The sequence below is a fragment of the Kitasatospora sp. NPDC058184 genome (assembly GCF_042883725.1).
Taxonomy (GTDB): Bacteria; Actinomycetota; Actinomycetes; order Streptomycetales; family Streptomycetaceae; genus Kitasatospora.
Map to the genome: position 1 here is coordinate 412,122 of NZ_JBHVVE010000001.1, position 23,838 is coordinate 435,959.

Annotated in this window: 22 protein-coding genes and 1 pseudogene; 8 read left to right on the plus strand and 15 right to left on the minus strand. The window is 71.5% G+C overall.

Annotation, left to right across the window (positions count from 1 at the left end):
* Positions 1–101: 101 nt before the first annotated feature.
* The 3 genes from ACFVXH_RS01890 to ACFVXH_RS01900 form a co-directional block, all read right to left on the minus strand.
* Entirely contained in the window at positions 102–1,382 is a 1,281-nt protein-coding gene (locus ACFVXH_RS01890; RefSeq protein WP_387819614.1) for an NYN domain-containing protein, read from the minus strand.
* A gap of 349 nt (positions 1,383–1,731) precedes the next feature.
* Positions 1,732–2,763, minus strand: coding sequence for an aspartate-semialdehyde dehydrogenase (locus tag ACFVXH_RS01895; RefSeq protein WP_387819616.1), 1,032 nt, complete (start codon positions 2,761–2,763; stop codon positions 1,732–1,734).
* 102 nt (positions 2,764–2,865) lie between these two features.
* A complete protein-coding gene (locus ACFVXH_RS01900; RefSeq protein WP_387819618.1) occupies positions 2,866–3,753 on the minus strand; it encodes a dihydrodipicolinate synthase family protein in 888 nt (295 codons plus the stop codon).
* Between the two features lie 93 nt (positions 3,754–3,846).
* On the opposite strand from ACFVXH_RS01900, the gene ACFVXH_RS01905 reads away from it, so the two are divergent.
* Entirely contained in the window at positions 3,847–4,734 is an 888-nt protein-coding gene (locus ACFVXH_RS01905) for a LysR family transcriptional regulator (RefSeq protein WP_049649550.1), read from the plus strand.
* A gap of 74 nt (positions 4,735–4,808) precedes the next feature.
* Here the strand turns inward: ACFVXH_RS01905 and dnaE are convergent, their stop codons facing one another.
* The 4 genes from dnaE to ACFVXH_RS01925 all read right to left on the minus strand — a co-directional run bounded on the left by dnaE (position 4,809) and on the right by ACFVXH_RS01925 (position 10,356).
* Positions 4,809–8,342, minus strand: coding sequence for a DNA polymerase III subunit alpha (dnaE, locus tag ACFVXH_RS01910; protein WP_375873985.1), 3,534 nt, complete (start codon positions 8,340–8,342; stop codon positions 4,809–4,811).
* Positions 8,343–8,480: 138 nt separating this feature from the next.
* Positions 8,481–9,575 (minus strand): hypothetical protein, encoded by a 1,095-nt coding sequence (locus ACFVXH_RS01915; RefSeq protein WP_387819621.1) that lies wholly within the window; start codon positions 9,573–9,575, stop codon positions 8,481–8,483.
* Positions 9,576–9,730: 155 nt separating this feature from the next.
* On the minus strand, positions 9,731–9,991 hold the full coding sequence (locus ACFVXH_RS01920) for a hypothetical protein (RefSeq protein WP_375873987.1): 261 nt from the start codon (positions 9,989–9,991) through the stop codon (positions 9,731–9,733).
* Positions 9,991–10,356, minus strand: a complete 366-nt coding sequence (locus tag ACFVXH_RS01925) for an ATP-binding protein (protein WP_053111943.1) — start codon at positions 10,354–10,356, stop codon at positions 9,991–9,993. The genes ACFVXH_RS01920 and ACFVXH_RS01925 overlap by 1 nt, the downstream gene beginning before the upstream one ends.
* Before the next feature lie 189 nt (positions 10,357–10,545).
* Between ACFVXH_RS01925 and ACFVXH_RS01930 the strand changes: the two genes are divergently transcribed.
* From ACFVXH_RS01930 to ACFVXH_RS01945, 4 genes are all read left to right on the plus strand, one after another.
* Positions 10,546–11,394, plus strand: coding sequence for a helix-turn-helix domain-containing protein (locus ACFVXH_RS01930; RefSeq protein WP_387819623.1), 849 nt, complete (start codon positions 10,546–10,548; stop codon positions 11,392–11,394).
* A 10-nt stretch (positions 11,395–11,404) separates the two neighbouring features.
* A complete protein-coding gene (locus ACFVXH_RS01935; RefSeq protein ID WP_387819625.1) occupies positions 11,405–11,596 on the plus strand; it encodes a DUF397 domain-containing protein in 192 nt (63 codons plus the stop codon).
* 147 nt (positions 11,597–11,743) lie between these two features.
* A complete protein-coding gene (locus tag ACFVXH_RS01940) occupies positions 11,744–12,163 on the plus strand; it encodes an I66 family serine proteinase inhibitor (RefSeq protein WP_387819626.1) in 420 nt (139 codons plus the stop codon).
* Positions 12,164–12,239: 76 nt separating this feature from the next.
* Positions 12,240–12,431, plus strand: coding sequence for a DUF397 domain-containing protein (locus ACFVXH_RS01945; RefSeq protein WP_049649543.1), 192 nt, complete (start codon positions 12,240–12,242; stop codon positions 12,429–12,431).
* Between the two features lie 79 nt (positions 12,432–12,510).
* Here the strand turns inward: ACFVXH_RS01945 and ACFVXH_RS01950 are convergent, their stop codons facing one another.
* Together ACFVXH_RS01950 and ACFVXH_RS01955 are read right to left on the minus strand one after the other, a co-directional pair.
* On the minus strand, positions 12,511–13,014 hold the full coding sequence (locus ACFVXH_RS01950) for a DUF3592 domain-containing protein (protein WP_387819628.1): 504 nt from the start codon (positions 13,012–13,014) through the stop codon (positions 12,511–12,513).
* 127 nt (positions 13,015–13,141) lie between these two features.
* Positions 13,142–13,750, minus strand: a complete 609-nt coding sequence (locus ACFVXH_RS01955; protein ID WP_074000921.1) for a DJ-1/PfpI family protein — start codon at positions 13,748–13,750, stop codon at positions 13,142–13,144.
* A 113-nt stretch (positions 13,751–13,863) separates the two neighbouring features.
* On the opposite strand from ACFVXH_RS01955, the gene ACFVXH_RS01960 reads away from it, so the two are divergent.
* The gene (locus ACFVXH_RS01960) at positions 13,864–13,989 is read left to right on the plus strand and encodes a hypothetical protein (RefSeq protein ID WP_387819630.1); all 126 of its coding nucleotides are present in this window, start codon (positions 13,864–13,866) and stop codon (positions 13,987–13,989) included.
* Positions 13,990–14,059: 70 nt separating this feature from the next.
* Here ACFVXH_RS01960 and ACFVXH_RS01965 read toward each other — a convergent pair whose 3' ends face one another.
* Both ACFVXH_RS01965 and ACFVXH_RS01970 read right to left on the minus strand, forming a co-directional pair.
* On the minus strand, positions 14,060–14,725 hold the full coding sequence (locus tag ACFVXH_RS01965; RefSeq protein WP_380776752.1) for an MOSC domain-containing protein: 666 nt from the start codon (positions 14,723–14,725) through the stop codon (positions 14,060–14,062).
* Positions 14,726–14,990: 265 nt separating this feature from the next.
* Complete coding sequence (locus tag ACFVXH_RS01970) at positions 14,991–16,226, minus strand: RNA-guided endonuclease TnpB family protein (protein ID WP_117491626.1); 1,236 nt, start codon at positions 16,224–16,226, stop codon at positions 14,991–14,993.
* Between the two features lie 25 nt (positions 16,227–16,251).
* Between ACFVXH_RS01970 and tnpA the strand changes: the two are divergent.
* Positions 16,252–16,680: pseudogene (tnpA, locus tag ACFVXH_RS01975) on the plus strand (IS200/IS605 family transposase).
* Between the two features lie 350 nt (positions 16,681–17,030).
* On the opposite strand, the gene ACFVXH_RS01980 reads toward tnpA, so the two are convergent.
* On the minus strand, positions 17,031–18,200 hold the full coding sequence (locus ACFVXH_RS01980) for an amidohydrolase family protein (RefSeq protein WP_387819632.1): 1,170 nt from the start codon (positions 18,198–18,200) through the stop codon (positions 17,031–17,033).
* A gap of 311 nt (positions 18,201–18,511) precedes the next feature.
* Here ACFVXH_RS01980 and ACFVXH_RS01985 point away from each other — a divergent pair, with 311 nt between their 5' ends.
* Positions 18,512–19,291, plus strand: a complete 780-nt coding sequence (locus ACFVXH_RS01985) for a VOC family protein (protein ID WP_049649537.1) — start codon at positions 18,512–18,514, stop codon at positions 19,289–19,291.
* 89 nt (positions 19,292–19,380) lie between these two features.
* Here ACFVXH_RS01985 and ACFVXH_RS01990 read toward each other — a convergent pair whose 3' ends face one another.
* The 3 genes from ACFVXH_RS01990 to ACFVXH_RS02000 form a co-directional block, all read right to left on the minus strand.
* Entirely contained in the window at positions 19,381–19,959 is a 579-nt protein-coding gene (locus tag ACFVXH_RS01990; RefSeq protein WP_380781252.1) for a dienelactone hydrolase family protein, read from the minus strand.
* Between the two features lie 169 nt (positions 19,960–20,128).
* The gene (locus tag ACFVXH_RS01995) at positions 20,129–20,968 is read right to left on the minus strand and encodes an ABC transporter permease (RefSeq protein WP_049649556.1); all 840 of its coding nucleotides are present in this window, start codon (positions 20,966–20,968) and stop codon (positions 20,129–20,131) included.
* A 47-nt stretch (positions 20,969–21,015) separates the two neighbouring features.
* A complete protein-coding gene (locus ACFVXH_RS02000) occupies positions 21,016–23,790 on the minus strand; it encodes an alpha/beta fold hydrolase (protein WP_387819635.1) in 2,775 nt (924 codons plus the stop codon).
* Positions 23,791–23,838 lie beyond the last annotated feature (48 nt).

Genomic DNA, 23,838 nt, shown 5'->3' on the forward strand with positions numbered 1-23,838 from the left:
CCGCCGACCTGGCGGGTCGTCCGCCGGGCCGCCGCGGCCCTCGGACCCCCTCGGTCGTCGCGCCGCCCCGGCCGTCGGGCCCGCTCGGTCCGCCGCCCGGCTCAGTCGTCGACGACCATCGACCCGCCCGGCACCCGCGCCGCCAGTTCCTTCCAGAACCCGGCCCGGATGGCGTAGCGGTCGTGCTCGTCGATCTGGTCGTCCTTGTGCGCCAGCAGCCCGAAGCGGGCGGCGTAGCGCAGCAGCTCGCCGTCCACCCGGTGCGGGATGCGCGGGTAGTCGGGCCAGAGCATGGTCAGTCTTTCCGCGTCGCCGACGCGTTCGCTCCAGCGGCGGGCGAAGACCTGCCCGACCTCGTGGGCGTCGCCGCCGATGGAGGTGATGTCCTCCTCGCGGTCGGCCCAGCGCTGCTCGGCGGTGGTGAGCTGGGCGAGGGTGGGCAGGCTGTCGCCGGCGGTGACGGCGGGCTCCGGGACGGGCCGGTCCACCCAGCCGCGGTCGGAGGACCAGCGCAGCACCGGCCCGGTCTGCGCGACGGCCCCGTTCCCGTTCACGCCGTGGCCGTTGCTGCCGTTCGCCACCGGGGTGAGCGCGGTGACCGGGGTGACGGAGGAGGCCCGCCCGGCCAGGTCCTTCGGTGTCGGTACGACCTTGAGCGCGGCCGCGGCCGGCTGCGGCTGTCCGTCGGTGGCGGAGGTGTCCGCCGGGGCCGCGGCCGTGGCCGCCGGGCGGACCACCGGCGGCACCACGGTGGGCAGCGGGGCGGCCGGCGGGGCGGCGAGGATCTTGGCGATCTCCTGCCGGGCCCCCGGGGCCGGGAACATGCTGGAGTGCTCCCGCAGGGAGAAGGACCCCTCGATCCACTCCCGGTCGAGCACCCGCCGCTCGTCCGCCTCGCCGACCAGGTCCTCGGACTGGTTGAAGTCGCCGTCGGCGGCCTGGAGGGCCCACAGGTGGACGGCCACCCCGTGCTCCTTGGCGGTCATCATGCCGGGCAGCAGGTCCCCGTCGCCGGTGATCAGCACGACGTCGGCGCAGGCCCGGTTGCGGGCGAGCTCGGAGAGTTCGGCGTGCATCGCGGCGTCCACGCCCTTCTGCACCCAGCGCCCCTCGGCCCGGGTGAGGGCGCCGAGCCGTACGGTGACCCGGGGCAGCACCCGCAGCCGCCGGTGCTCGGGCATCGGGCGCCGGTCGGGCGCGGCGTCGAACCAGTAGATCCGCAGCAGCGGCAGGCCTGTCTCGGCCTCGGCGCGTTCGCGCAGTGCGGCGATCAGGGCCGTGTGGTTCACGGTGACCTTGGAGCGGGACGGATCCCCCGCGAGCAGGCTGGCGGCGGCGCCCAGCAGATATCCGGCGTCCACCAGGACGACACAGCGGTCCATCGCGCACCTCTTTTCGCTCGCCCTCGGAATCAGTCGGGTGGGTCGATTCGGGAATGGGCGGTCCGCCCGCCGTCCGGGCGTGCCGAGGTGAGGGGCCCCCGTCGTCGCCCGATCGTTGGGTCACCTTTTACCCGCGGTTCGCCTGCCGAACCTCGCCGGTTGTCCCGGTAGCGCAACGGCCGTCCCAACGAGGAGCAAACAAAAGCGAAGGCGGGCCCCGTACAACGACGGGGCCCGCCCGAGGTCACGCGGCGGTGGTCCGGCCAATGTCCCGGCCGGTGGTTCACCCCGGTGGCGCTCAGCCGATGGGGTTCACCCGGAGGTGCTCAGCCCTTGAGCTCAGGGGCGCTCAGCCCTTGAGCTCGGCGGCGACCAGCTCGGCCAGCTGGACGGCGTTCAGCGCGGCGCCCTTGCGCAGATTGTCGTTCGAGACGAACAGCGACAGGCCGTTGTCCACCGTCTCGTCCACCCGGATGCGGCCGACGTAGCTCGGGTCCTGGCCGGCGGCCTGGAGCGGGGTGGGGATGTCGGACAGCTCGACGCCGGGGGCGCCGGCGAGCAGCTCGACGGCCCGCTCGGGGCTGATCGGGCGCTCGAAGCGGGCGTTGATCTGCAGCGAGTGGCCGGAGAAGACCGGGACGCGCACGCAGGTGCCGGAGACCTTCAGCTCCGGGATGCCGAGGATCTTGCGGCTCTCGTGGCGGAGCTTCTGCTCCTCGTCGGTCTCGTTGGAGCCGTCGTCCACGAGGGAGCCGGCCAGCGGCACCACGTTGAAGGCGATCGGCCGCTGGTAGACCTTGGGCTCCGGGAACTCGACGGCGGCGCCGTCGTGGGCGAGCGCGGCGGCGCCGAGCTCCACGACCTTGGCGGCCTGGTCCTGGAGCTCCGCGACGCCGGCCACACCGCTGCCGGAGACGGCCTGGTAGGTGGAGACGACGAGCGCGGCCAGGCCGGCCTCCTCGTGCAGCGGGCGCAGCACGGGCATGGCGGCCATGGTGGTGCAGTTCGGGTTGGCGATGATGCCCTTGGGGCGGTCCGCGACGGCCTCCGGGTTGACCTCGGAGACGACCAGCGGGACCTCGGGGTCGCGGCGCCAGGCGGAGGAGTTGTCGATCACGACGGCACCGGCCGCGGCGACCTTGGGGGCCAGGGCCTTGGAGGTCGAGCCGCCCGCCGAGAAGATCACGATGTCCAGGCCGGTGTAGTCGGCCGTGGCCGCGTCCTCGACGGTGACCTCGGTGCCCTGCCAGGGCAGCGTGCGCCCGGCCGAGCGGGCCGAGGCGAACAGCCGCAGCTGCTCCACCGGAACGTTGCGCTCCGCCAGGATCTCGCGGACCACGCCGCCGACCTGGCCGGTGGCACCGACAATGCCGATCTTCATCTCCGACTACTCCTCTGAAAGGTGCTGTTCACAGCCGCACTCCGCCCATCATGCCTTGTCACGGGCGTCGTACGACCTGGCGTTCCACGACGTGAGAGTGCGCTAGTGGTCCAGACCACTGGCGAGGGCCAGTGCCGCCTCCACCTCGACCCGCCCCGCCGGCAGCAGCGGCAGCCGCACGTCCGGGGTCGGGATCCGGCCCTGGGCGTGCAGCACGCCCTTGGTCACCGTCGGGTTCGGCGCCGTGAAGGCGGACAGCGCCAGCCCGGTCAGCCGGTGCCCGAGCGCCCGGGCCCGCGCCACGTCCCCGGCCTGCCAGGCCTCCGTCAGCTCGACGAACCGGGCGGTCGCCAGGTGCGCGGAGGCGAGGATGCCGCCGGCCGCGCCGAGCGCCAGCATCGGCGAGAGGAAGGCGTCCTCGCCGGTCAGGAAGGCGAACCCCTCGGGGGCGTCGGCGAGCAGCTCGGCGGCCGTCTGGTCCAGCCCGCCGGTCGCGTACTTGACGCCCACCACGCCCTCGATCGCGGCGAGTTCGCGCAGCGCGGCGGTGGAGAGCTGCTGCCCGGTGCGGTACGGGATGTGGTAGACGACCAGCGGCAGCGGGCTGCTCGCGGCCAGTGCCCGGAAGTGCGCGACCGTCCCGGCCTCGCCGGCCCGGACGAAGGACGGCGTGGTGACCAGCGCCGCCGCCCCCGGCACCCGCGCGCCGAGCGCGGCCAGCGCCTCGCCGACGGTCCGGGTGTCGCCGCCGGAGGCGCCGACGGTCAGCTGGGCCCCCCGCGCGGCGCAGGCGGCCGCGGCGACGTCGACCACCGCGTCCCGCTCCCCCGCGGTCAGCGCGGCCGGCTCGCCGGTGGTGCCGAGGGCGACCAGCCCGGCCGCACCGGCGTCCAGGACCTCGTGCGCGAGCTTCTCCAGCGCGTCGAGGGCGACGGAGCCGTCGGCGGCGAAGGGGGTGATCAGGGGGACGTGGATGCCCTTGAGTTCCATGTCCACGATCCTGCGGCCCGCTGATCGCCCAGGTCCAGTTCACATTTCCGACGCTTCTCGTAAGCTCAGCCGATGCTCGGCTAGCCTGGACGGATGCTGGACGTCCGACGCCTGCGCCTGCTGCGCGAACTCGCCCACCTCGGCACCATCGCGGCCGTCGCCGAGGCGCTCTCCTTCAGCCCCTCGGCGGTGTCCCAGCAGCTGTCCGTCCTGGAGAAGGAGGCGGGCGTCCCGCTGCTGGAGCGCACCGGGCGGCGGGTCACCCTCACCCCGGCGGGGCGCAACCTCGTCCGGCACGCCGAGGCGGTGCTCGCCCTGCTGGAGCAGGCCGGTGCCGAACTCGCCCACGCCAAGCGGGGGTTGGCCGGTCCGCTGCGGATCGGCACCTACCCCTCGGCGGCCCGGGCGATCATCCCGGCGGTGCTCGCGGAGCTGGCCGGCTGGCACCCGGGGCTGGAGCCGATGGTCACCGAGGTGGACCCGGCGGCCGTCGGCGCGGCGCTGCGGGCGGGCGAGCTGGACGTGGCGCTGGTGCACGAGTACGACCTCGTCCCGACCGACCCGGAGCCGGGCCTCGCGGTCACCCGCCCGGTCTTCACCGAGCCCATGTACCTGGCCGCCCGCGTCCCGGGCACCGTCGCCGAGCAGCGCGGCGCGCCGTGGATCATGTCCTCGCCCGGCACGCTCTGCCACACCATGGCCGTCCGCGCCTGCGAGGCGGCGGGCTTCGCACCCCGCATCCGGCACCAGATCGACGACTTCACGACCGTGCTGGCCCTGGTGGCGGCCGGCCAGGGCGTCGCCCTGGTCCCCCAGCTGGGCACGGCCGGACTCCCGCCCGGCGTCGTCCTCACCCGCCTGCCGATGTACCGCCGCACCCGCGCCGCGTTCCGCGCCGGCGCCGGCTCCCACCCGGCCATCTCCGCCTTCGTCTCGGCCCTGCACACGGCGGTCCCCCCGGGCCTCGGCGGCGGCACCTGAGACGGGCCCCTCCCCCGTACGCGAAAGGCCCGGGTGTCCGCCGCAGCGAACGCCCCGGGCCTTCCACTCCCGTCCTAGCCCGCCAGGCAACTCGGCCCGAGCAGCTGCTTCAGGTCCCCGAACAGCGCCGGGTCGGACTTCACCCGGTGCCGGTCGAGCCGCAGCACCGTGGTCTTGTCGCGGCCCTCCAGCCGCACCCGCACCTCGGTGGTGCCCCGGTGGCTCCCGAGCACCTCGCCGAGCCGGGCCACCAGCGGCGGGGTGACCTTCGCGCTCGGGATGAGGATGGTGATCGGCGCCTCGGCGTGCGCGTTCGACAGGTCGGGGACGGACAGCTCCATCCCCATCAGCCGCGGCACGTCCTCCCGCTTGTCCAGCTTGCCGCGCACGAAGACGACGGCGTCCTCGGCCAGCTGCGAGGAGACCAGCTGGTAGCTGGCCGGGAAGAACATGCAGTCGATGGAGCCGGCCAGGTCCTCGACGGTCGCGATCGCCCAGGCGTTGCCCTGCTTGGTCATCTTCCGCTGGAGGCCCGAGATGATGCCGCCGATGGTGACGATCGTCCCGTCCGGCCGCTCCGCGAGGTCGGCCACCGCGCAGTCCGCCTTGTCGGCGAGCACGTGCTCGATGCCGTGCAGCGGGTGCGAGGAGACGTACAGGCCGAGCATCTCCCGCTCCTGGGTGAGCAGGAAGGACTTCTCCCACTCCTCCTCGGAGAAGACGACGTCCAGTCCGAAGCTCGGCTCCTCGGAGGCGGTGTCGCCGCCGAAGAGGTCGTACTGTCCGACCGCCTGCTTGCGCTTCACGTCGACGACGTTGTCGATCATCGGCTCGAACTGGGCGCTCAGGCCCTTGCGGGTGTGGCCGAGCGAGTCGAAGGCGCCGGCCTTGATCAGCGATTCGACGGTCCGCTTGTTGCAGACCACCGACTCCACCTTGTCCAGGAAGTCGGGGAAGGACGCGAACTTCCCCTTCGCCTTCCGGGTCCGGATCATCGAGTCGACGACCGGCCCGCCGACGTTGCGGATGGCGGTCAGGCCGAACCGGACCAGGGTGTCACCGTGCGGGGTGAAGTCCGAGTCCGACTCGTTGACGTCCGGCGGCAGCACCTGGATGCCCATCTTGCGGCACTCGTTGAGGTAGACCGCGGACTTGTCCTTGTCGTCCTTGACGGAGGTGAGCAGCCCGGACATGTACTCGGCCGGGTAGTTGGCCTTGAGGTAGGCGGTCCAGTACGAGACCAGCCCGTAGCCGGCGGTGTGCGCTTTGTTGAACGCGTAGCCGGAGAAGGGGACGAGGACGTCCCACACGGCCTGGATGGCCGCGTCGGAGTAGCCGCGCTCGCGGCAGCCCTTCTGGAAGGGGACGAACTCCGCCTCCAGGATCTCCTTCTTCTTCTTGCCCATGGCGCGGCGCAGCAGGTCGGCCTGGCCGAGCGAGTAGCCGGCCAGGATCTGCGCGGCCTTCTGCACCTGCTCCTGGTAGACGATCAGGCCGTACGTCGGCCGGAGCACCTCCTCCAGGGGCTTCTCCAGCTCCGGGTGGATCGGGGTGATCTCCTGCTGGCCGTTCTTGCGCAGCGCGTAGTTGGTGTGGGAGTTGACGCCCATCGGGCCGGGCCGGTACAGCGCCAGGACGGCGGAGATGTCCTCGAAGTTGTCGGGCTTCATCAGGCGCAGCAGCGAGCGCATGGGGCCGCCGTCGAGCTGGAAGACGCCGAGCGTGTCGCCGCGGGCGAGGAGTTCGTAGGTCGGCTTGTCGTCCAGGGGCAGATCAAGCAGGTTGATCTTGACGCCCTTGTTCTTCTCGATCGCCTTGACGGCGTCGTCCATGATCGTCAGGTTGCGCAGGCCGAGGAAGTCCATCTTGAGGAGGCCGAGGCCCTCACAAGTCGGATAGTCGAACTGCGTGATGGTGACGCCGTCGGTGTGCCGGGTCCAGACCGGGATGTGGTCGGTCAGCGGCTCGGCGGACATGATGACGCCGGCGGCGTGCACGCCGGGCTGACGGATCAGGCCCTCGATGCCGCGCGCGGTGTCGATGACCTTCCGGACGTCCGGGTCGTTCTCGTACAGCCCGCGGATCTCGCCGGCCTCGCTGTAGCGGGGGTGCGAGGAGTCGGTGATGCCGGAGAGCGGGATGCCCTTGCCCATCACGTCCGGCGGCATCGCCTTGGTGATCCGGTCGCCCATCGCGTACGGGTAGCCGAGGACCCGCGAGGAGTCCTTGATGGCGGCCTTCGCCTTGATGGTGCCGTACGTGACGATCATGGCGACCTTGTCGGATCCCCACTTCTCGGTCACGTAGCGGATCACGTCACCGCGCCGGCGCTCGTCGAAGTCGATGTCGACATCGGGCATCGAGATGCGCTCGGGGTTGAGGAAGCGCTCGAAGATCAGGCCGTGCGGGATCGGGTCGAGGTCGGTGATGCCCATCGCGTACGCGACCAGCGAACCGGCCGCCGAACCACGGCCCGGGCCCACCGCGATGCCCTGGCTCTTGGCCCACATGATGAAGTCGGCGACCACGAGGAAGTACGCCGGGAACCCCATCTGGATGATGGTGTCCATCTCGTACTCGGCGAGCTTCTTGTGCTCCTCGTCGTACCCGTTCGGGAAGCGCCAGTCCATGCCCTTCCACACCTGGGACTTGAAGAAGTCCGCCTCGGACTCGAAGCCCTCCGGGATCGGGAAGCGCGGCATGAGGTTCTTGAACTTGAACATGCCCTCGGTGTCGACCCGGGAGGCGACGAGGAGTTGGCTGTTGCGGCAGCCCTCCTGCCAGGCGTCCGAGGAGTCGAGGGCGTACATCTCGGCGGCCGACTTGATGTAGTAGCCGGTGCCGTCGAAGCGGAAGCGGTCCGGGTCCGAGAGGTTCTTGCCGGTCTGGACGCAGAGCAGCAGGTCGTGCGCCCCGGCGTCGGCCTCGGTGGTGTAGTGCGAGTCGTTGGTGACGACCGGCGGGATGCCCAGCTTCCTGCTGATCTCCAGCAGCCCGTCGCGGACCCGCTTCTCGATGTCGAGGCCGTGGTCCATCAGCTCCAGGAAGTAGTTCTCCTTGCCGAAGATGTCCTGGTAGTCGGCGGCGGACTTCAGCGCCTCGTCGAACTGGCCCAGGCGCAGCCGGGTCTGCACCTCGCCGGAGGGGCAGCCGGTGGTGGCCATCAGGCCGCCGGACAGCTCGGCGATCAGCTCCTTGTCCATCCGGGGCCACTTCACCAGCCAGCCCTCGGAGTACGAGCGCGAGGTCAGCTTGAAGAGGTTGTGCAGGCCTTCCTTGTTGCGGGCCCAGATGGTCTTGTGGGTGTACGCGCCGGACGCCGAGACGTCGTCCCGCTTCTGGTGCGGCTGGCCCCACAGGATGCGCTTGGTGTTCGAGCGGGACTCCGGGGCGACGTACGCCTCGATGCCGATGACGGGGGTGATGCCCGCGTCGGTCGCCTGCCGGTGGAACTCGGCGGCGCCGTACATGTTGCCGTGGTCGGTCATGGCCACATGAGTCTGACCGAGGCGCTCGACCTCCTTGAACATCTGCTTCAGCCGGGCGGCACCGTCCAGCATCGAGTACTCGGTGTGGACGTGCAGATGCGCGAACGGCTGGTCGCTCAAGGCGGGGCCTCCGGAGGCTCTGGTGCTGATCTGGCTGGCCGGCGAACGTGCAGGTCACAGGGGGTTCCCCTGGAAATGGATGTGGCCCGGAGCGCCTCGCGGGGTCCGGGCCATCACTCACACGTTCACGCGTCCACTCTAGCCCCCGGGGCGGCTGACCGGATCGCCCGGAGTCGCCCCGGCAAGTCGTGCCCCGGCGGCCGCGCGGACCTCCGGCTCCTCCATCGGATCGTCGCGGAGGCAGGCGATCCTCCGCATCGCGTAGGGCCGGTCGGGGGCCCGCTCAACACCCAGCAGACGGGCTCGCGCTTCGCAGTCCCACAGCGACTCGACGTACGCCTCGGCCATGCCGGCGGCCCCCATCGCCGCCAGCGCCTCCAGGTAGTCGGCACGCTCGTACGAGTGCGGGGTCCAGAGCCAGAAACGGCGCAGCAGCGAGACTGCGTCGGCAGCCTCCGGCCCGAAGCGGGCGAGACCGCGCGCGAGATCGTCCGGGCCGCACCAGGACCGGTCCACCCACCGCCGCTCCAGCTCGGCCACAAGGGCCGGGATGTCGCTCTCGTCACCGTGGGCGGCCAGCACCTCGTGGCCGAGCCCGGAAAGCCACGCCTGCTCCGAGGCCGACCACTCCCGGGCCGCCGGCACAGCCTGCCCGGCCAGCCGGTCGACGGCCTTGCCCAGCAGCGGCAGCGGTCGGATGCCGTCGGCGGCAGCGAGGGCGGGGACCAGCGGGATCAGCTCGGGCTCTGGCGGCCGGAGCGACAGCGCGAGGAGAGCGGTCGTCTTGGCACCGTCGGCGACTCCCGGGTCGCGCAGCAGGGCGAGTAGAGCCGCGTTGTCCCGGTCCGGGTACGGGTCCACGCGTTTCGCGGGGTGGCGCGGGGCCGGACCGTCTCCCTCGGAGATACGGTCCGGCAGCGCCCGCCGGGCTTCCTCCGAACCGCCGAGTGCCAGCAGCTCCAGCACGCCGGTGGCCCGGTCCCGGGTGTCCTCGTCACCGGACAGGAAGTCCACCACCGGGGCGACCGGGAGCTCCAGGTCCAGGATCAGCCGGGCCAAGTAGAGGTGTCGGTCGTCCACCTGCCGGTCCCAGCGCCAGTCCCAGCGGATGCAGCCGTGGACGAGTTCGGCGACCGCCGCCGGATCCTCGGCGGCTATTCGCGCGCCTTGGCCCCGGCCGCGCTGGAGGAGGCCGAGGAGGGTGGTCGGCGGCGCGTAGTGGTCGCTGTGCATGGGGTCCATCGTGCCGCAGCCCCCGGCGCGTGGGCGGCGGGGGCTGGCGGGTCAGACGTCCTCGTCGGGCGGCGGGGCCGCGCGGAGGGCGGTGACGACACCCAGGGCGACCGTGAAGATCGCGAGGGCGAGGAGGACGGCGAAGGCCGTCCCGATCAGGTATCGCACGCGGTCCTGCGCTCGGCGTCGAGGAGCAGGGTGAGGAGGTTGAGGAGCGTTGAGGCCGGCGCCGTGTTGAAGCGGACGAGGACGCGGCCGTCCATGGTCCGGTCGGTGCCGATCGAGGGGAAGATCAGGCCGAACTCACGCCCCCGCTCCACGACTTCGTCCAGGAGAGCGCTGATGTGGTCCTCGGTGTAGTAGCGGATCCGGGGGTCGGTCGGCAGCATCGGGTGACGGCCGGGGCGGTAGATCATCAGACGGCGCCCTTCCGCAGCTCGAACCAGACGGATTTGGCGCGCTCGTGGGGGTCGACACCCCAGCCGTGGGTGAGGGCGGCGACGAGCTGGAGGCCCCGGCCGGACTCGGCGAGCAGGGACAGCGGCGGGGCGGAGGGCAGGACGGGGCTCTCGTCCGTGACGGAGACCCGGAGGAAGTCCCCCTCGGAGATGATCTCGACGAGCGGCGCGGGGGTTTCGGTGTGCCGCCAGGCGTTGACGAGGAGCTCGCAGAGCGCGAGCTGCGCGTCGAAGATCGGCGAGGCGGGCCAGCCGACGCGGGTCATGGTATTGCGGAGGGTCTGCCGCGCGACCGCGATGGTGGGGGTGTTGATCTGACGCATGGGAGTTCTCCCTGGATGCGAAGAAATGGCTTGACAGTAGCCAGAACTGACGATCCATCGGATCGATGTAACACCGACACTACCCCAGTGGAATCACATGTGATCCCACATCCGGATAGATTCACCCTCAAGTGGACCCAGCACACAGCAGCGCGGCAGACTTGGGACACACCGGCCAGGAAGGGACCAATGCCGCCACGAGTCAACCCGACGCTCCGTCAACGCCGCGTCGGGGCAGAGCTTCGTAAGATGCGCGAGGCCGCCGGACTTTCGACCTCGACCCTGAGCAGAGCCCTCGGCATCGACAGGACTCAGGTAAGCCAGATAGAAGCGGCCAAGGTCGGCGTGAGCCCGGAGCGACTCCGTTCCCTCGCCGCTGCCTGCAAGTGCATGAACGAACCCCTGATCGACGCCCTGGAATCCCTGATCCAGGACCGATCCAAGGGCTGGTGGGAGGACTACCGCGGCACCATCCCGGACGGCTTCCTCGAAGTCGCCGAGCTTGAGAAGAGCGCGGACAGCCTCATGCTGTGGGTTCTCACCCACATGCCCGGCCCCTGTCAGACGATCAGTTACGCATCATCGATGTTCGAACGATCGATCCCTCCGCTTCCTCGGCATGAGCTGGAGGCCCGAACCGCGTTCAGAATGCATCGCAAGGCGGATCTGCGGCGCGATCAGAAGCCGATGACCTTCTTCATCTATGAATCGGCACTGTGGACCCGCTTCGGCGGCACCGAGATCCTCCGGGAGCAGCTCGCTTCCCTGCTCGAAGACTCCGCGCAGCCGTGGATGACCATCCGAGTCGTACCGTTCGACATCGGCACCTTTCCCGGAGCTGTTGAGAACCTCACCTACGCATCCGGCAAGGTGCCTGAACTCGACACGGTGGAGATCGAGTCCTCCCGTGGCCCCGTCTACATGGATGCCATCAACGAGCTCACGAGCTATCGGTCCATCTTCGCCCGCACCGAATCGATGGCGCTGAGCGAGAGCAAGTCTCGTAGCCTGATTCGCAAGATCGCACAGAGCCTATGAAAGGCCGAACATGACCTATACCGAGTGGCGGAAGTCATCCTTCAGCGGGAACGGCAATGAGTGCGTGGAGGTCCGCAAGGCCGTCGGCCTGGTCGAACTCCGTGAGTCCGACGAGGGCCACCTCATCCTCCGCGCCACCCCCACCGCCTTCGCCGCCCTCCTCCAGGCCGCCCAGGCCGGCGAATTCGACCACCATGGCTGACAGTTCGCGTCCCCTGCGCCCCCTCGCCCGCCCCGGCGAGGGGGCGTAGCTCGTTCAGGTGACGGCACGCCGCGGCCCCTCCCCCGTCTTCCTCCGAGCACGTAGAACTGTCCTGCACCTCGCCCACATCGCGAAGGAATGACAGCCATGGCCCAGTTGGAGTCCGGCCTCTACACCATCCAGAGCGGCGACGCCCGGATCGGCCGCGCCCGTCACGAGGCCCTGGACCTCTCCCCCAAGGCCATCTTCGCCAACACCGACGACCATGACGCCGTCTGGGTCGTCGAGGCCTACCCCAACAACCACTACCGGCTCTACGCCAAGGGCGCCCCGACCGCAGTGGAAGACCTCAAGCCCGCCGGCCCGCTGGTCTCCCTCCTCCTCGACCAGGGCGACGCCCCGGAGTGGGAACTGATCCCCGTCGACGGCGTCCCGGACACCTACCGGATCAAGTCCCCCCAGGGCTCCTCGTGGACCGTCCTCGAACCCGGCCGGCAGAGCCGGATCGAGGTCATCCCCGTCCTCGAAGGCTCCACCGCCTTCACCTTCGCCCGCATCGGCCGCTGACTCCTAAGCGACGTGACGCCCCTCGCCCTCCCCAGGCGCGGGGCGTACCATCAGCAGCCCAACTCAGGAGGCCGACATGCCCAACTGCGACTGGCAGAAGTCGTCTTTCAGTAGCTCCGGCGAGATGTGCGTGGAGATCCGAACCGCCTCCGGCTCGGTCGAACTCCGCGAGTCCGACGAGGGCCACCTCACTCTCCACACCACCCCCACCACCTTCGCCGCCTTCCTCCGAGCCGCCCAGGCCGGCGAGTTCGACCACCACGCCTGACCCACTCCAGCACAGGAAGTCGGCCCGCCCGACTTCCTGTGCTCCGCGCCCCTCGCCGCCGGCCCCGGGTGCAGGGGCGTCACGTCACCCCGGGCCGGCTGCGCGCCCGGGTGAGCCAGCGGTACGCGAGGTGGACCGCGAGGCCCACCAGGACCATGACCACCGACGCGACCAGCGCGACCACGTCGAGCGCGTTCCGGCCCAGTGAGTCCCAGAAGCCGATGCTCGAAGCGAGGGCGGCGGTGTCGGTGTGCCGGGGGTCGTACACCACCGTCACGGTGTCACGGGCCTTGACGGTGCCGGTGACGTAGGCGAGTCGGGTCTCGACCGACGCACCCTCGGCCGTCGTGAACCGCACCCGGCACTCGGAGTTGCCCGCCGGGTTGTCCTGCGGCCCGCTCACCTCCACGCACTCGGTGACGACCGCCGGGACGTGGACGCCGCGGCTGCGCAGATCCGACGTGACCCCCATGTCGTGCGGTATCAGGTAGACCAGGCTGAGGACGAACAGCAGGACCCCCAGGCCGATCATCGCCAGCGAACCGTTCCGCACGGTCCGGCCGTGGTCCGGCGCGTTCTCCATCGATCCCCCCGGTGTCAGCCCAGCTGCCCACGCGTGCCCACGCCAGCCCCGTACTTCGCAGGTCACTGATCCAGTTCGGGCGGATGCCGCCCAGTACCTGACCGCCACCGGCTGACGCGGCGTCCGCTCAGCTCAGTGCGGCCTCGCCCGAGTGGACGGCGCGGATGGCGCGTTCGACGGTCTCTTGGTTCTCACCGACCGGGGCGACGTAGCCGATGACGTCGCGCGCGGCGTCTTCCCCGAGCACTCGAGTGATGACCCAGGTGGCGAGGTACTGGGATGCCAGGCAGCCGCCCGCCGTGGCAATGTTCCCCTCGGCGTGAAACGGTGCGTCCAGCACGGTGACGTCGCAGGCTTCGACGAAAGGGCGGCTCTTGATGTCCGTGCAAGCGGGCATGTCCTTCAGGAGCCCGAGCCGGGCGAGCACCAGCGCGCCCGAGCACTGCGAGCCGATCAGCTGTCGCGACGGGTCGAGCCGCAGCCTGGAGATCAGCTGGTCGTTCGCGACCACGTCTTGTGTCTTCACTCCGCTGCCGATCAGCACGACGTCGGCCTCGGTCACGAACTCCATCGGGCGCTGCCCGGTCACCTTGACGCCGTTCATGGACGTGACCACCGGCGTCGGCGTTGTGATGAAGGCCTCCAGCCCGTCCTTGCGGCACCGGTTGATCAACGCGGAGGCGATGAAGCTGTCGAGTTCGTTGAAACCGTCGAAGGTGACCACGGCTACCTGCATCACAACTCCTTCAGGACGAGGTGTCCCAGTCTCTCCTGGCGCGCCGTTCCGCGTCGAGATCCTTTCAGCGGCGGGTGGATCGTGCCGGCCTTCGTCACTCATCGACTGGCTCCATGTTCTCGCACGTCGCTGGTTCAGGTCTGTGGCCGGCGGGTTTGTCCGATGTCGACGTCGAGGAGGTCGGGGAGGCGGATTTGGACGCCGCGGTGATCCGGATGGTCGGCGGGTCGGTGATGTGACCGATGCGGAGGGTGGGTGTCCTCCAGGGCGCGGTAGACCTCCCGCTCGTGCGAGTTCGAGGAAACGGCCCTACACCCGGACCCTCCGGCGCACCAGTTCCTTGATCTCCTCCGGGAGCGCCTCCGCCGCCAACAGGCCCGGCAGCAGCTCCGGTTCGGTCGTCACCGCGCGGAACGACCGGGCCACCGTGACGTCGTGGTCCGGGCGGTACACCACCTCCACCGCGTCCCCCGCCCGCAGCTCGCCCGGTGCGACCACCCGCAGGTAGGCGCCGGGCAGGGCCGCCTCGGTGAAGCGCCGGATCCAGCCCTTCCTCGCCAGCCAGCCCTGGAAGGTCCCGCAGGGGATGCGCGAGCAGGACACCTCCAGGACGACGTCCGGGCCGATCCGCCAGCGCTCTCCGATCAGAGCGCCGCTCACGTCCAGGCCGGTGGTGGTCAGGTTCTCGCCGAAGGAGCCGTTGGCCAGGTCCCGGCCGAGCTCCGTCTGCCAGCCGTCCAGGTCCTCCCGGGCGTAGGCGTACACCGCCTGGTCGTCGCCGCCGTGGTTCTTCACGTCGTACACCCGGTCCCCGGCCAGGGCGACGGCGCCCGTCCCCTTGGGGCCCGGCGCGGCCACCGCGACCGGGCCGTCCACCGGGCGCTTGTCGATGCCGGTGAGACCGAGCTCTTCCTTCCACGGGTTCGGCCGGGGCCTGCCGACGTTGACCGAGAGCAGTCGCGCACGTACGTCCATACGTCGACCGTACGCCGAACGGGCCGCCCGAGGGGCCGCTCCGGCCTCTTCCCTCCGACACAGGAGGCCCACCCGACCTCCCACACAGCGAGGCCCCTCGCGCCCGAACCGGCGCGAGGGGCCGCACCCCCTCCGTTCCCGCACCCCGCCCCCACGACGGGTCGGACCGGAAGGGCCGGACGGTGTGACTACGGGGTGACGATCGGGAACTTCGGGTTGTCGTACCCGTACCAGCCCATGTACCGCTGTTGACATCCTCACCCGCCTAGAGGCGAGTGATTCCCGTCTGTCGCACCGTTGCCCGGTACGGCTTCGGGTGGGTTCCTGCTTCACCGCGCTGCGCCGGCACGAATACCGGTCTCACCTGCGCTCCACAGGCCGATACCGCCAGTCCGGCGGCCTTGGCGACGTTGACCGCCGCGTTGACGTCCCGGTCCAGGACGGCCCCGCACGCCCCGCACGTCCACTCCCGGACACCGAGGGGTTTGGGGCCGTCCTTGACGCCGCAGTCCGAGCACACCTGTGAGGTCGGCTCGAAGCGGCCTGTCCGGTGGAAGGCACGCCCGTACCGCACGGCCTTGTACTCCAACATGGTCACGAACGCCGACCACCCGGCGTCATGCACGGACTTGGCCAGGCGCGTGCGGGCGAGTCCCTTCACCGCCAGGTCCTCCACGGCGACCGCTTGGTTCTCGCGGATCAACCTGGTGGAGAGCCGGTGGTGGAACTCGCGCCGCGCATCGGCCACCCGCGCGTGCGCACGGGCGACCCCGACCCGGGCCTTGTCCCGGTTCTTCGACCCCTTCACCTTGCGACTGAGCACCCGCTGCGCCTTCTTGAGCTTCTTCTCGGCGCGGCGCAGGAACTTCGGGCTGTCGATCTTCGTGCCGTCCGAGAGCACGGCGAAGTGGGCCAGTCCGAGGTCGATGCCGACCGTGGCGTCGGCCGCGGGCATTCGCTCACGGTCGGCGGCGGGGTCGGTCTCGACCACGAAGGAGGCGAAGTACCGCCCGGCGGCGTCCTGGACCACGGTCACCGTGGACGGCACCGACGGCAGCGCCCGCGACCACTTCACCCGCACGTCACCGATCTTCGGCAGACGCAGTTTCCCGCCGTCGGTGATCCTCCATCCGGCGTTGGCGGTGAAGCGGATCGCCTGCCGGCTGTCCCTACGGGACTTGAAGCGGGGCGGTCCGGCCTTCGGCCGTTTGCCCCTGATGCCGTCGAAGAAGTTCCGGTACGCGGTGTCCAGGTCCCGCAAGGACTGCTGCAGGATCACCGAGGACACCTCGCCGAGCCAGGCACGCCCGGGGGTCTTCTTCGAGGCCGTCAGCCGCTTGGACAGCTCGGCCGACGTGACGAACGGCAGCCCGGCGGCGCGGGCGTCCTCACGGACGCGGAGCGCGTCATTGAAGACCACCCGCGCACACCCGAACGACCTTGCCAGCGAAGAACGCTGACCGGCACTCGGGTACACGCGGAAGGCATACCGAAGCTGCACGATGCCCACCGTAGCGCTTTGGCTCATGTCATCGCGCTGGAATCCGAACCCCGATGTGCGCACCGGCCCCCATGTCGTCCACAGCCTGCACGTCCACTTGGGTTCGTCACGAAGTGCCGGCGCAGGGCCTTCCGGACGCCACGCCGACCCGCTACGAAGAAATCATGCGGGACGTATGCGCGGACTTCGAGGCCGAGTCGAAGCAGTTCGATACGAACAGGATCATGTGCATCCGCTGATGCGCTACCCGCCCGAGATCCAGCTCTCCACACTGGTCAGCAGCCTAAAAGGCGTCAGTTCCCGAAGGCTCCGACAGGAGTACGACAGCCACGTCCGCCGCTACCTGTGGGGCGGCCGCTTCTGGTCCGGTTCCTACTACGCGGGCTCATGCGGTGGTGCGCCGCCCACCGTCGTACGCCACTACATCGAGAGTCGGCAACGCCCGACCGCCTAACCCTCGCCCCGGAGGCGCAGAGAACTCCGGCGCTCCGCTCCTCCGAGCCAGGGACGGCCTTCACGTCCGGCGTGAACGCCGGGGCGCTGGCCAAGAACAGAGGTAGCCCGCCTTGAGGTCTCGGCTCGGCGTAGTCGAGGTTTTCGGGCATGGCGAAGCCACCTCTCTCATCGGGCTGGCAGGAACCGCGATGCGGCAGGCCGTCACGCTATGCGTCCGATCAACTACCCACAAGGGTCGCTTTCAAGCCACCGTCCGCTCTCCGACCACCCCCGCCGGACATGCCGTGGCCCCTCGCGCCCACCGGCGCGAGGGGCCACGTCAACGGCCGATCGCCGTCCGCGAGTTGCTCAGTCCTCGTCGACTACGCCGGCGGGCTGCCCGGGCGGGCTCGGGTACGTCGCGTCCTTGCCGACCGGCTTGGCGCCGGACGGGCAGACCTTGGGCGCCTTGGCCTTCAGGCCCAGCAGCCGGAAGTAGTTCTGGCCGAGCGCGATGTCCCGGAAGGCCTCGTCCCCGAGCGCGCGGTTGATCCGGCTGGTGACTTCCAACTCCTGCTCGTACACCGCGTAGTCCTTGTTCCGTGCCGCCACGAAGTCCGTCCCCGTGATCGCCCGGGTCGGGTGGCGGTCGAGGAAGGACGCGTACTTCTGCCGTACGCCGGGCAGGCTGAAGTACTGGTCCTCCAGCACCCGCCAGCTCAGGTCCACGGTCAGGTTGGGGTGCTGGTCGAGCAGCCGCTCCAGGATGCGGATGTGCTCGTCCGGGTCCATGTGGGAGAGCTCCTTCGAGAGGCCCATGTGCGCCCAGACGATCTTGTTGTCGGGGTACTGCGCGAGGATCTCCTCCATCAGGTGCAGGTACTTCGTCGGCTCGACGTCGTTGCCGAGGTCGGAGTGGAAGGTGACGGGGAGCCCCCGCTCGCGGAACACCTTCATGAACGGCGCCCAGTTCGGGATGTCCTCGCTGGTGGCCGGCTCGGCGAGGTTCGGGAACAGCGCCTGCTTGACGACGTTGACCTCGCCGGCCCAGCGGAACATCCCCGGGTACTCGCGGTCCAGCAGCTCGATCCCGGGCGGGACGGTCTCGGGGTGGTGCAGGTCCATGAACGTCATGGAGAGCGTGAGGTCCGGGTCGGTCGGCCGGAACTCGCGCAGGCTCTCGGCGTTGGCGAAGTCGTTGCGCATCCTCGGCCGTACGGGCGTGCCGGGACAGTCGAGGTAGTACACGCAGTCGGAGTCGGCGGGCAGCACCTGCCCGATGCCGAACATGTTCGCGTAGCGGACCCCGCTCTTGCGCAGGTAGTCGGTCATCTCCTCGAAGGGGATCGCCGGTCCGCCGAAGGGCCGGAAGTGCAGGTGGCTGTCGACCACCGAGGTGTACGGCTCGACGGACCGCTCGAAGCAGGCCCGGGCCGCGAAGGCCTCTCCGGCCCCGGCCGGGGAGAGGACGACCGCCGTCGCGGTCGCGCCGACGACGGCGGCGGTGAACCGTCGACTGGTCCAGTGGCTCTTTCTCAAGGGGTTGCCTCCGGTGGCGAGCGGCCGGCGCCCGACGCGCCGGCACAGGGGCTGGTGGTGCCTCACAGAAGCGTCAGTGCTCGAACCATCGGCCGGTGCCGCCGCACACGGTGTCGACCCGACCGCCGCTCGAACGGGCGCACCGGTACGGCCATCGGGGTCGACCCCGCCCGGGCCGCCGCCCGGGCCCTCACCCCTGCCCTCGCCCAGGGCCTCGACAGAGCCGGCGGCCGGGGCGGTGTCTCGAGTGGCGAACCACGGTGCACGAGGAGATGGTGACCGGCAGGGACCCCTCACCAGAAAGGGCGATCATGCCCGAAGTCACCACCCCGTACGCGACCGGCACCCCGTGTTGGGTCGACCTGATGGCCAAGGACCAGCAGGCCGCACTGGACTTCTACCGCGACCTCCTCGGCTGGCAGGGGCAGGCCGGCCCGGCCGAGTTCGGCGGCTACGCCGTCTGCACGCTCGACGGCAAGGCCGCGGCCGGCATCGGCCCGGCGTCGGCCCCCGAGGGGATGCCGGAGCCGCCCACCGTCTGGACCAGCTACCTCGCCAGCACCGACGCCCAGGCCACCCAGGACGCGATCGTCGCCGCCGGCGGCACCCTGCTCGTCCCGGTCATGGACGTCGGCGACCTGGGCCGGATGCTGATCGCCGCCGACCCGCAGGGCGCGGTCTTCGGCGTCTGGCAGCCGGGCGAGTTCTTCGGCGCCCAGGTCGTCAACGAGCCCGGCGCGCTGACCTGGAACGAACTGCACACCAGCGACATCCCGGCCGCCACCGGCTTCTACGGCGAGGCGTTCGGCATCGAGATCGAGCCGATGCCGGGCGTGGACTCGTACTGGGTGCTGCAGGTCGGCGGCAAGGCGGTGGGCGGCGCCACCCTGCTCGCCAACGACCCGCCCGGCACCCCGGCCCACTGGCTGACCTACTTCGCGGTCGACGACGTCGACTCCACCGTGGACGCCCTGGTCAAGCGCAACGGCACCGTCCTCGCCCCGCCCTTCGACATGATGGCCGGCCGGATGACCGTCGTCGCCGACCCGCAGGGCGCCCCCTTCGCCATGATCAAGCCCACGCCGGCCTGACGCCGCCCGCCTCCGCCCCGCCCGCCCGGATCCCGTCCGGGCGGGCGGTTCCGTGCTCCCACCCTCCGTCGGCCGTCAGTCGTCGGCCGTCAGCCGTCCAGCTCCGCGAGGAAGTCCAGCGAGGCCGCCCAGGCCCGCTCGGCCGCGTCCTCGTCGTAGTCCGGCAGCGACGGGTCGGTGAACAGGTGCCCGGCGCCCCGGTAGCGGTGCACCTCCACCTCCGCACCGGCCCGGCGCATCCGCAGGTACCAGGCGTTCAGCCAGTCCTCCGGCTCGAACGGGTCCGGCTCCGCGATGTGCAGCTGCACCGGGATCTCGGTGACCGCGTCCTCCCGCAGGTCCGAGGTGCCGTGCAGGAGCAGCAGCCCGCGCGCCTTCTCGTCGGCCAGCGCCAGGTTCTGCGCCACCGCGCCGCCGAGCGAGAAGCCGGCGTACACCAGCCCGCCCTCGGACACCGGCGCGGCCGCCGTCACCGCCCGGCGCAGCAGCTCGTCGCGGCCGCCGAGCTCCTCCTGGAACTCCTGCGCCTCCTCGACGGACTCGAAGGTCCGCCCGTCGAACAGGTCCGGCGTGTGCACGGCGTGCCCGGCGGCGCGCAGCCGCTCGGCGGCGGCGTGCACGGCGGGGCGCAGCCCGTAGGCGGAGTGGAAGAGGACGATCTGGGCCACGGTTCGGGTCCTTCACCAGGGAGGTCAGCTACCCACCCATGATCCCGCATCCCCCGCCGAACCCCGCGCCCCCGCCTCCGGCCCCACGTCCGCCCCGCCTCCGGCCCCACGTCCGCCCCGCCTCCGGCCCCACGTCCGCCCCCGCCTCCGGCCCCAGCCCCACGCCCGGCTACGACACCACGTCCTTGCGCGCGAACCCCCGGAACGCCAGCGCCAGCAGCACCACCGCGTACGAGAGCGACAGCGAGACGCCCTGCACCATGCCGCCCCACTCCAGCTGCGGCTGCAGGGCGTCCGCCCAGGAGTACTGCCAGTGCGCCGGCAGCCACTCCCGCAGGTCGCCGAGCGCGGTGACGGCGTCCAGCACCCCGGTGATGATCGAGGCGAACACCGCGCCGCCGACGGCGCCCAGCGGCGCGTCCGTCGCCGTGGAGAGCCAGAACGCCAGCGCCGCGATCACGATCTCGCTGAGGAACACGAAGGCCACCGCGATGGCGATCCGGGGCAGCGCCTGCCCGGCCGGCAGGCTGACCCCGGCGGGCAGCTTGAGGTCCCCCCAGCCGTACGCCGCGGTGCCGACGACCAGCCCGATCGCGGGCAGCATCACCACCGCCACCGCCGAGAACCCCAGCCCGACGGCGAACTTGCGGGCCAGCAGCCGGGCCCGGGGCACCGGCGCGGCCAGCAGGTAGCGCAGCGAGGACCAGCTGGCCTCGGAGGCGACGGTGTCCCCGCAGAACAGCGCGACCGGGATGACCAGCATGAAGCCGGTGCCGACGAACAGCATGGTGACGGCGAAGTTGGCCCCCGAGGCGGTGGCCAGCTCGATGAAGGTGGTCCGGTCCGGCCGCCCCGGGGTGCCGCCGAGCTGGAACGCGGCCAGGATGACGAACGGCATGGCGGCCAGCACCCCGCCGATCACCATCGTGCGGCGCCGGCGCAGCTGCCGCACCGCCTCCACCCGCAGCGGCAGCGTCCGGCCCGCCCGGTACCCCTCGGCGTGGTCCATCGACCCGGCACGGTCCTCCGGCTCCGTGTGGTCCTTCGTCACGGCACTCACGCTTCACCTCCGATCAACGACAGGAACGCGTCCTCCAGCCGCCGCTGCGGCCCGGCGCTCTCCACCGGCACCTCCAGCCGCACCAGTTCGGCCAGCAGCTCGCTGGCCGCCAGTCCGTCCAGCCGCACCAGCAGTCCGCCCTCGACGGCCTCCGCCGAGCCGACCCCGGCCAGCGCGGCCACCTTGTCGGCCACCGAGGCCGGGTCGTACGGGTCGGCGATGCCGATCATCAGCAGCTCGCCGGCGCCCACGATGTCCGCGACCGGGCCGGCCGTGACCAGTCGCCCGCGGTCCATCACCACCAGGTCCGTGCAGCTCTGCTCGACCTCGGACAGCAGGTGGCTCGACACGATCACGGTCCGCCCGCCGGCCGCGTACCGGATCATCACCTCGCGCATCTCCCGGATCTGCGGCGGGTCCAGCCCGTTGGTCGGCTCGTCCAGGATCAGCAGGTCCGGCATCCCGAGCATCGCCTGCGCGATCGCCAGCCGCTGCCGCATGCCCTGCGAGTACGTCCGCACCGCGCGGTCCAGCGCCTCGCCGAGCCCGGCGATGGCCAGCGCCTCGTCGAAGCGCGCGTCGGCCTCCGGCCGTCCGGTCGCCTGCCAGTACAGCCGCAGGTTGGCCCGCCCGGTGAGGTGCGGCAGGAAGCCCGCTCCCTCCACGAACGCCCCGACCCGCGACAGCACCGGCGCGCCGGGCCGCACCAGGTGCCCGAAGATCCTGATCTCCCCGGCGTCCGGCCGGATCAGTCCCATCAGCATCCGCAGCGTGGTGGTCTTGCCCGCGCCGTTCGGCCCGAGCAGTCCGAGCACCTGCCCCCGCTCCACCCGGAAGCCCAGCTCCCGTACGGCGTAGCGGTCCTGGGCGCCCTTGTAGCGCTTGCTCAGCCCGCTGATCAGCAGCGGCACGGCGGCCAGCTCCGGGTCGAAGCCGGGCCCGGCGGCGGCCCGCCGGCGCCGCAGCCGCGGTGCCAGCAGCAGGGCCGCGGCCGCCAGGACGGCGATCACCGGCAGCAGCCAGGTCCGCGCGGGCAGCGGCGCCGCCTCGGTGACCAGCTCCTCGACGGTGGGCACGGTGAGCGCCCCGGCCGGCGCCACCCGGTAGGTGGCCGGCTCGACCGGCGAGGCGTACGCGAGGTCGGTGCTCGCCAGCACCAGCCGCACCCGGTGCCCGGCCGGGAAGGTGTGGTCCACGGTCGGCAGCGCCACCGTGACGGTCTGCCCGGCGTCCGCGCCGGTGACCCGCAGCGGGGCGGCCAGCTGCTGCGGCAGCACCGCCTTGCCGTCCGGTCCGACGTCGTACAGCTTCGCGAACAGCACCGCGTCCGGCCGGTCGGCCGTCACCCGCACCGGGACGGTCGGCTGCCCGGTCAGGTGCAGCGGCGAGTCCAGCGGCGCCGAGTCGAAGGCGGCGTTCTGCCCGGGGAAGTCCAGCGAGAGCCCGGCGCCCAGCGAGGCCGCCTGGCTGAGCGCGCCGACGCCGGGCAGCGTCGAGATGCCGGGCGGCGCGCCGCCGGGCGGGTTGGCGAGGGTCTGCTCGCCGCCGGCCAGTTCGACGGTCCGCGAGCCGGTCCCGCCCAGGCCCGGGTACCGGTCGGCGGTGGCCCCGCGCAGCACGGCCTGGAAGCCGGTCGAGTCGACCCCGCCGGTGCGGGTGACCCGGAAGTCGGCGCCGGTGTCGTTGCCGCGGCCCTTCAAGTAGTGGTCGAACCAGGCGGTGACCCGGTCGTCGACCCGGGCGCTGGTGTCCGTCCCGCCGTCGTGGCCGCCGGCGAACCAGTCGACCGCCACCGGTGCGCCGTTGGCGGCCACCGCCTTGGCGATCCGGTCGCCCTGGTCCAGCGGGAACAGCGAGTCCTGCTGCCCCTGCACCACCAGCGTCGGCGCCTTGAGCTGCGCCGCCACCGAGGACGGGCTGGAGCGGTCCAGCAGCGCGACGGCCTCCGGGTCGGCGTGCCCGGCGGTGGCGACCCGGTCGTACATCTGGCAGAGCGACTCCAGGAACCGCCCGCAGCCGACCGGCCCGTCCGCCTTCGGCCCGGGGCCGCCGCTCTCCCGCGGCGCCTCCCCGGAGGGCCCGAGGTCCCCGGCCGAGCCGGTGGTGAAGAAGATCCCGGCCCACAGCTTCTTGAACACGCCGTCCGCCGCGCCCGAGCCCTGCACGCCCTGCGGGAACAGCGCGTCGGCCAGGTTCCACCAGGTGATCTGGGTGGCCACGGCGTCGATCCGGTGGTCGTACGCGGAGGCCAGCAGCGAGACCGCACCGCCGTACGAGGCGCCGGTGATGCCGACCTTCGGGTCGCCGGGCCCGTCCAGCTGCACCTCGGGCCGCTGGGCCAGCCAGTCCACCAGGTGCTTGACGTCCTCGACCTCGCGGTCGGGCGCGTTCAGGCCGATCTTCCCGCCCGAGTGCCCGAAGCCGCGCGCCGACCAGGTCAGCACCGCGTACCCCTGCCGGGCCAGCTGCTCGGCGCGCTGCCGCTCGCCCTCCTTGGAGCCGCCGAAGCCGTGGGCGAGCAGCACCGCCGGACGCGGACCGCCGCCGGTGGTGAAGAAGGAGGTGTCCAGCTGGACCTGCTGGGCGCTGCCGGGCGTCTCCGGCATGCTGAGGAAACGGTCCTCCTGATGGACCGCCTGCTCACCGCCGGACGCCACCGTCGCGGTGCCGGCCGCGGCCACGGCCGCCAGGGCCACCGCCCCGGCCAGCAGCCTGTGTCTGACCGTTGTTCCCCGGGCGCGCCAGCGACGCCATGCCCCACCGAACTCCATGGCCGCTGATCGTATCCGCCGTCCGGGTAGGCGTCCGATAAAGGCACC

What these genes read in the sequence shown, in the direction of transcription:
- ACFVXH_RS01935 (WP_387819625.1), top strand. Translation starts at nt 11,405, where the DNA reads ATGACCTATACCGAGTGGCGGAAGTCATCCTTCAGCGGGAACGGCAAT.
- ACFVXH_RS01915 (WP_387819621.1), bottom strand. Translation starts at nt 9,575, where the DNA reads ATGCACAGCGACCACTACGCGCCGCCGACCACCCTCCTCGGCCTCCTC.
- ACFVXH_RS01950 (WP_387819628.1), bottom strand. Translation starts at nt 13,014, where the DNA reads ATGGAGAACGCGCCGGACCACGGCCGGACCGTGCGGAACGGTTCGCTG.
- ACFVXH_RS01960 (WP_387819630.1), top strand. Translation starts at nt 13,864, where the DNA reads ATGTTCTCGCACGTCGCTGGTTCAGGTCTGTGGCCGGCGGGTTTGTCC.
- ACFVXH_RS01995 (WP_049649556.1), bottom strand. Translation starts at nt 20,968, where the DNA reads ATGGACCACGCCGAGGGGTACCGGGCGGGCCGGACGCTGCCGCTGCGG.
- ACFVXH_RS01945 (WP_049649543.1), top strand. Translation starts at nt 12,240, where the DNA reads ATGCCCAACTGCGACTGGCAGAAGTCGTCTTTCAGTAGCTCCGGCGAG.
- ACFVXH_RS01920 (WP_375873987.1), bottom strand. Translation starts at nt 9,991, where the DNA reads ATGATCTACCGCCCCGGCCGTCACCCGATGCTGCCGACCGACCCCCGG.
- ACFVXH_RS01895 (WP_387819616.1), bottom strand. Translation starts at nt 2,763, where the DNA reads ATGAAGATCGGCATTGTCGGTGCCACCGGCCAGGTCGGCGGCGTGGTC.
- ACFVXH_RS01925 (WP_053111943.1), bottom strand. Translation starts at nt 10,356, where the DNA reads ATGCGTCAGATCAACACCCCCACCATCGCGGTCGCGCGGCAGACCCTC.
- ACFVXH_RS01900 (WP_387819618.1), bottom strand. Translation starts at nt 3,753, where the DNA reads ATGGAACTCAAGGGCATCCACGTCCCCCTGATCACCCCCTTCGCCGCC.
- ACFVXH_RS01905 (WP_049649550.1), top strand. Translation starts at nt 3,847, where the DNA reads ATGCTGGACGTCCGACGCCTGCGCCTGCTGCGCGAACTCGCCCACCTC.
- ACFVXH_RS01940 (WP_387819626.1), top strand. Translation starts at nt 11,744, where the DNA reads ATGGCCCAGTTGGAGTCCGGCCTCTACACCATCCAGAGCGGCGACGCC.
- ACFVXH_RS02000 (WP_387819635.1), bottom strand. Translation starts at nt 23,790, where the DNA reads ATGGAGTTCGGTGGGGCATGGCGTCGCTGGCGCGCCCGGGGAACAACG.
- ACFVXH_RS01930 (WP_387819623.1), top strand. Translation starts at nt 10,546, where the DNA reads ATGCCGCCACGAGTCAACCCGACGCTCCGTCAACGCCGCGTCGGGGCA.
- ACFVXH_RS01985 (WP_049649537.1), top strand. Translation starts at nt 18,512, where the DNA reads ATGCCCGAAGTCACCACCCCGTACGCGACCGGCACCCCGTGTTGGGTC.
- ACFVXH_RS01955 (WP_074000921.1), bottom strand. Translation starts at nt 13,750, where the DNA reads ATGCAGGTAGCCGTGGTCACCTTCGACGGTTTCAACGAACTCGACAGC.
- ACFVXH_RS01965 (WP_380776752.1), bottom strand. Translation starts at nt 14,725, where the DNA reads ATGGACGTACGTGCGCGACTGCTCTCGGTCAACGTCGGCAGGCCCCGG.
- ACFVXH_RS01890 (WP_387819614.1), bottom strand. Translation starts at nt 1,382, where the DNA reads ATGGACCGCTGTGTCGTCCTGGTGGACGCCGGATATCTGCTGGGCGCC.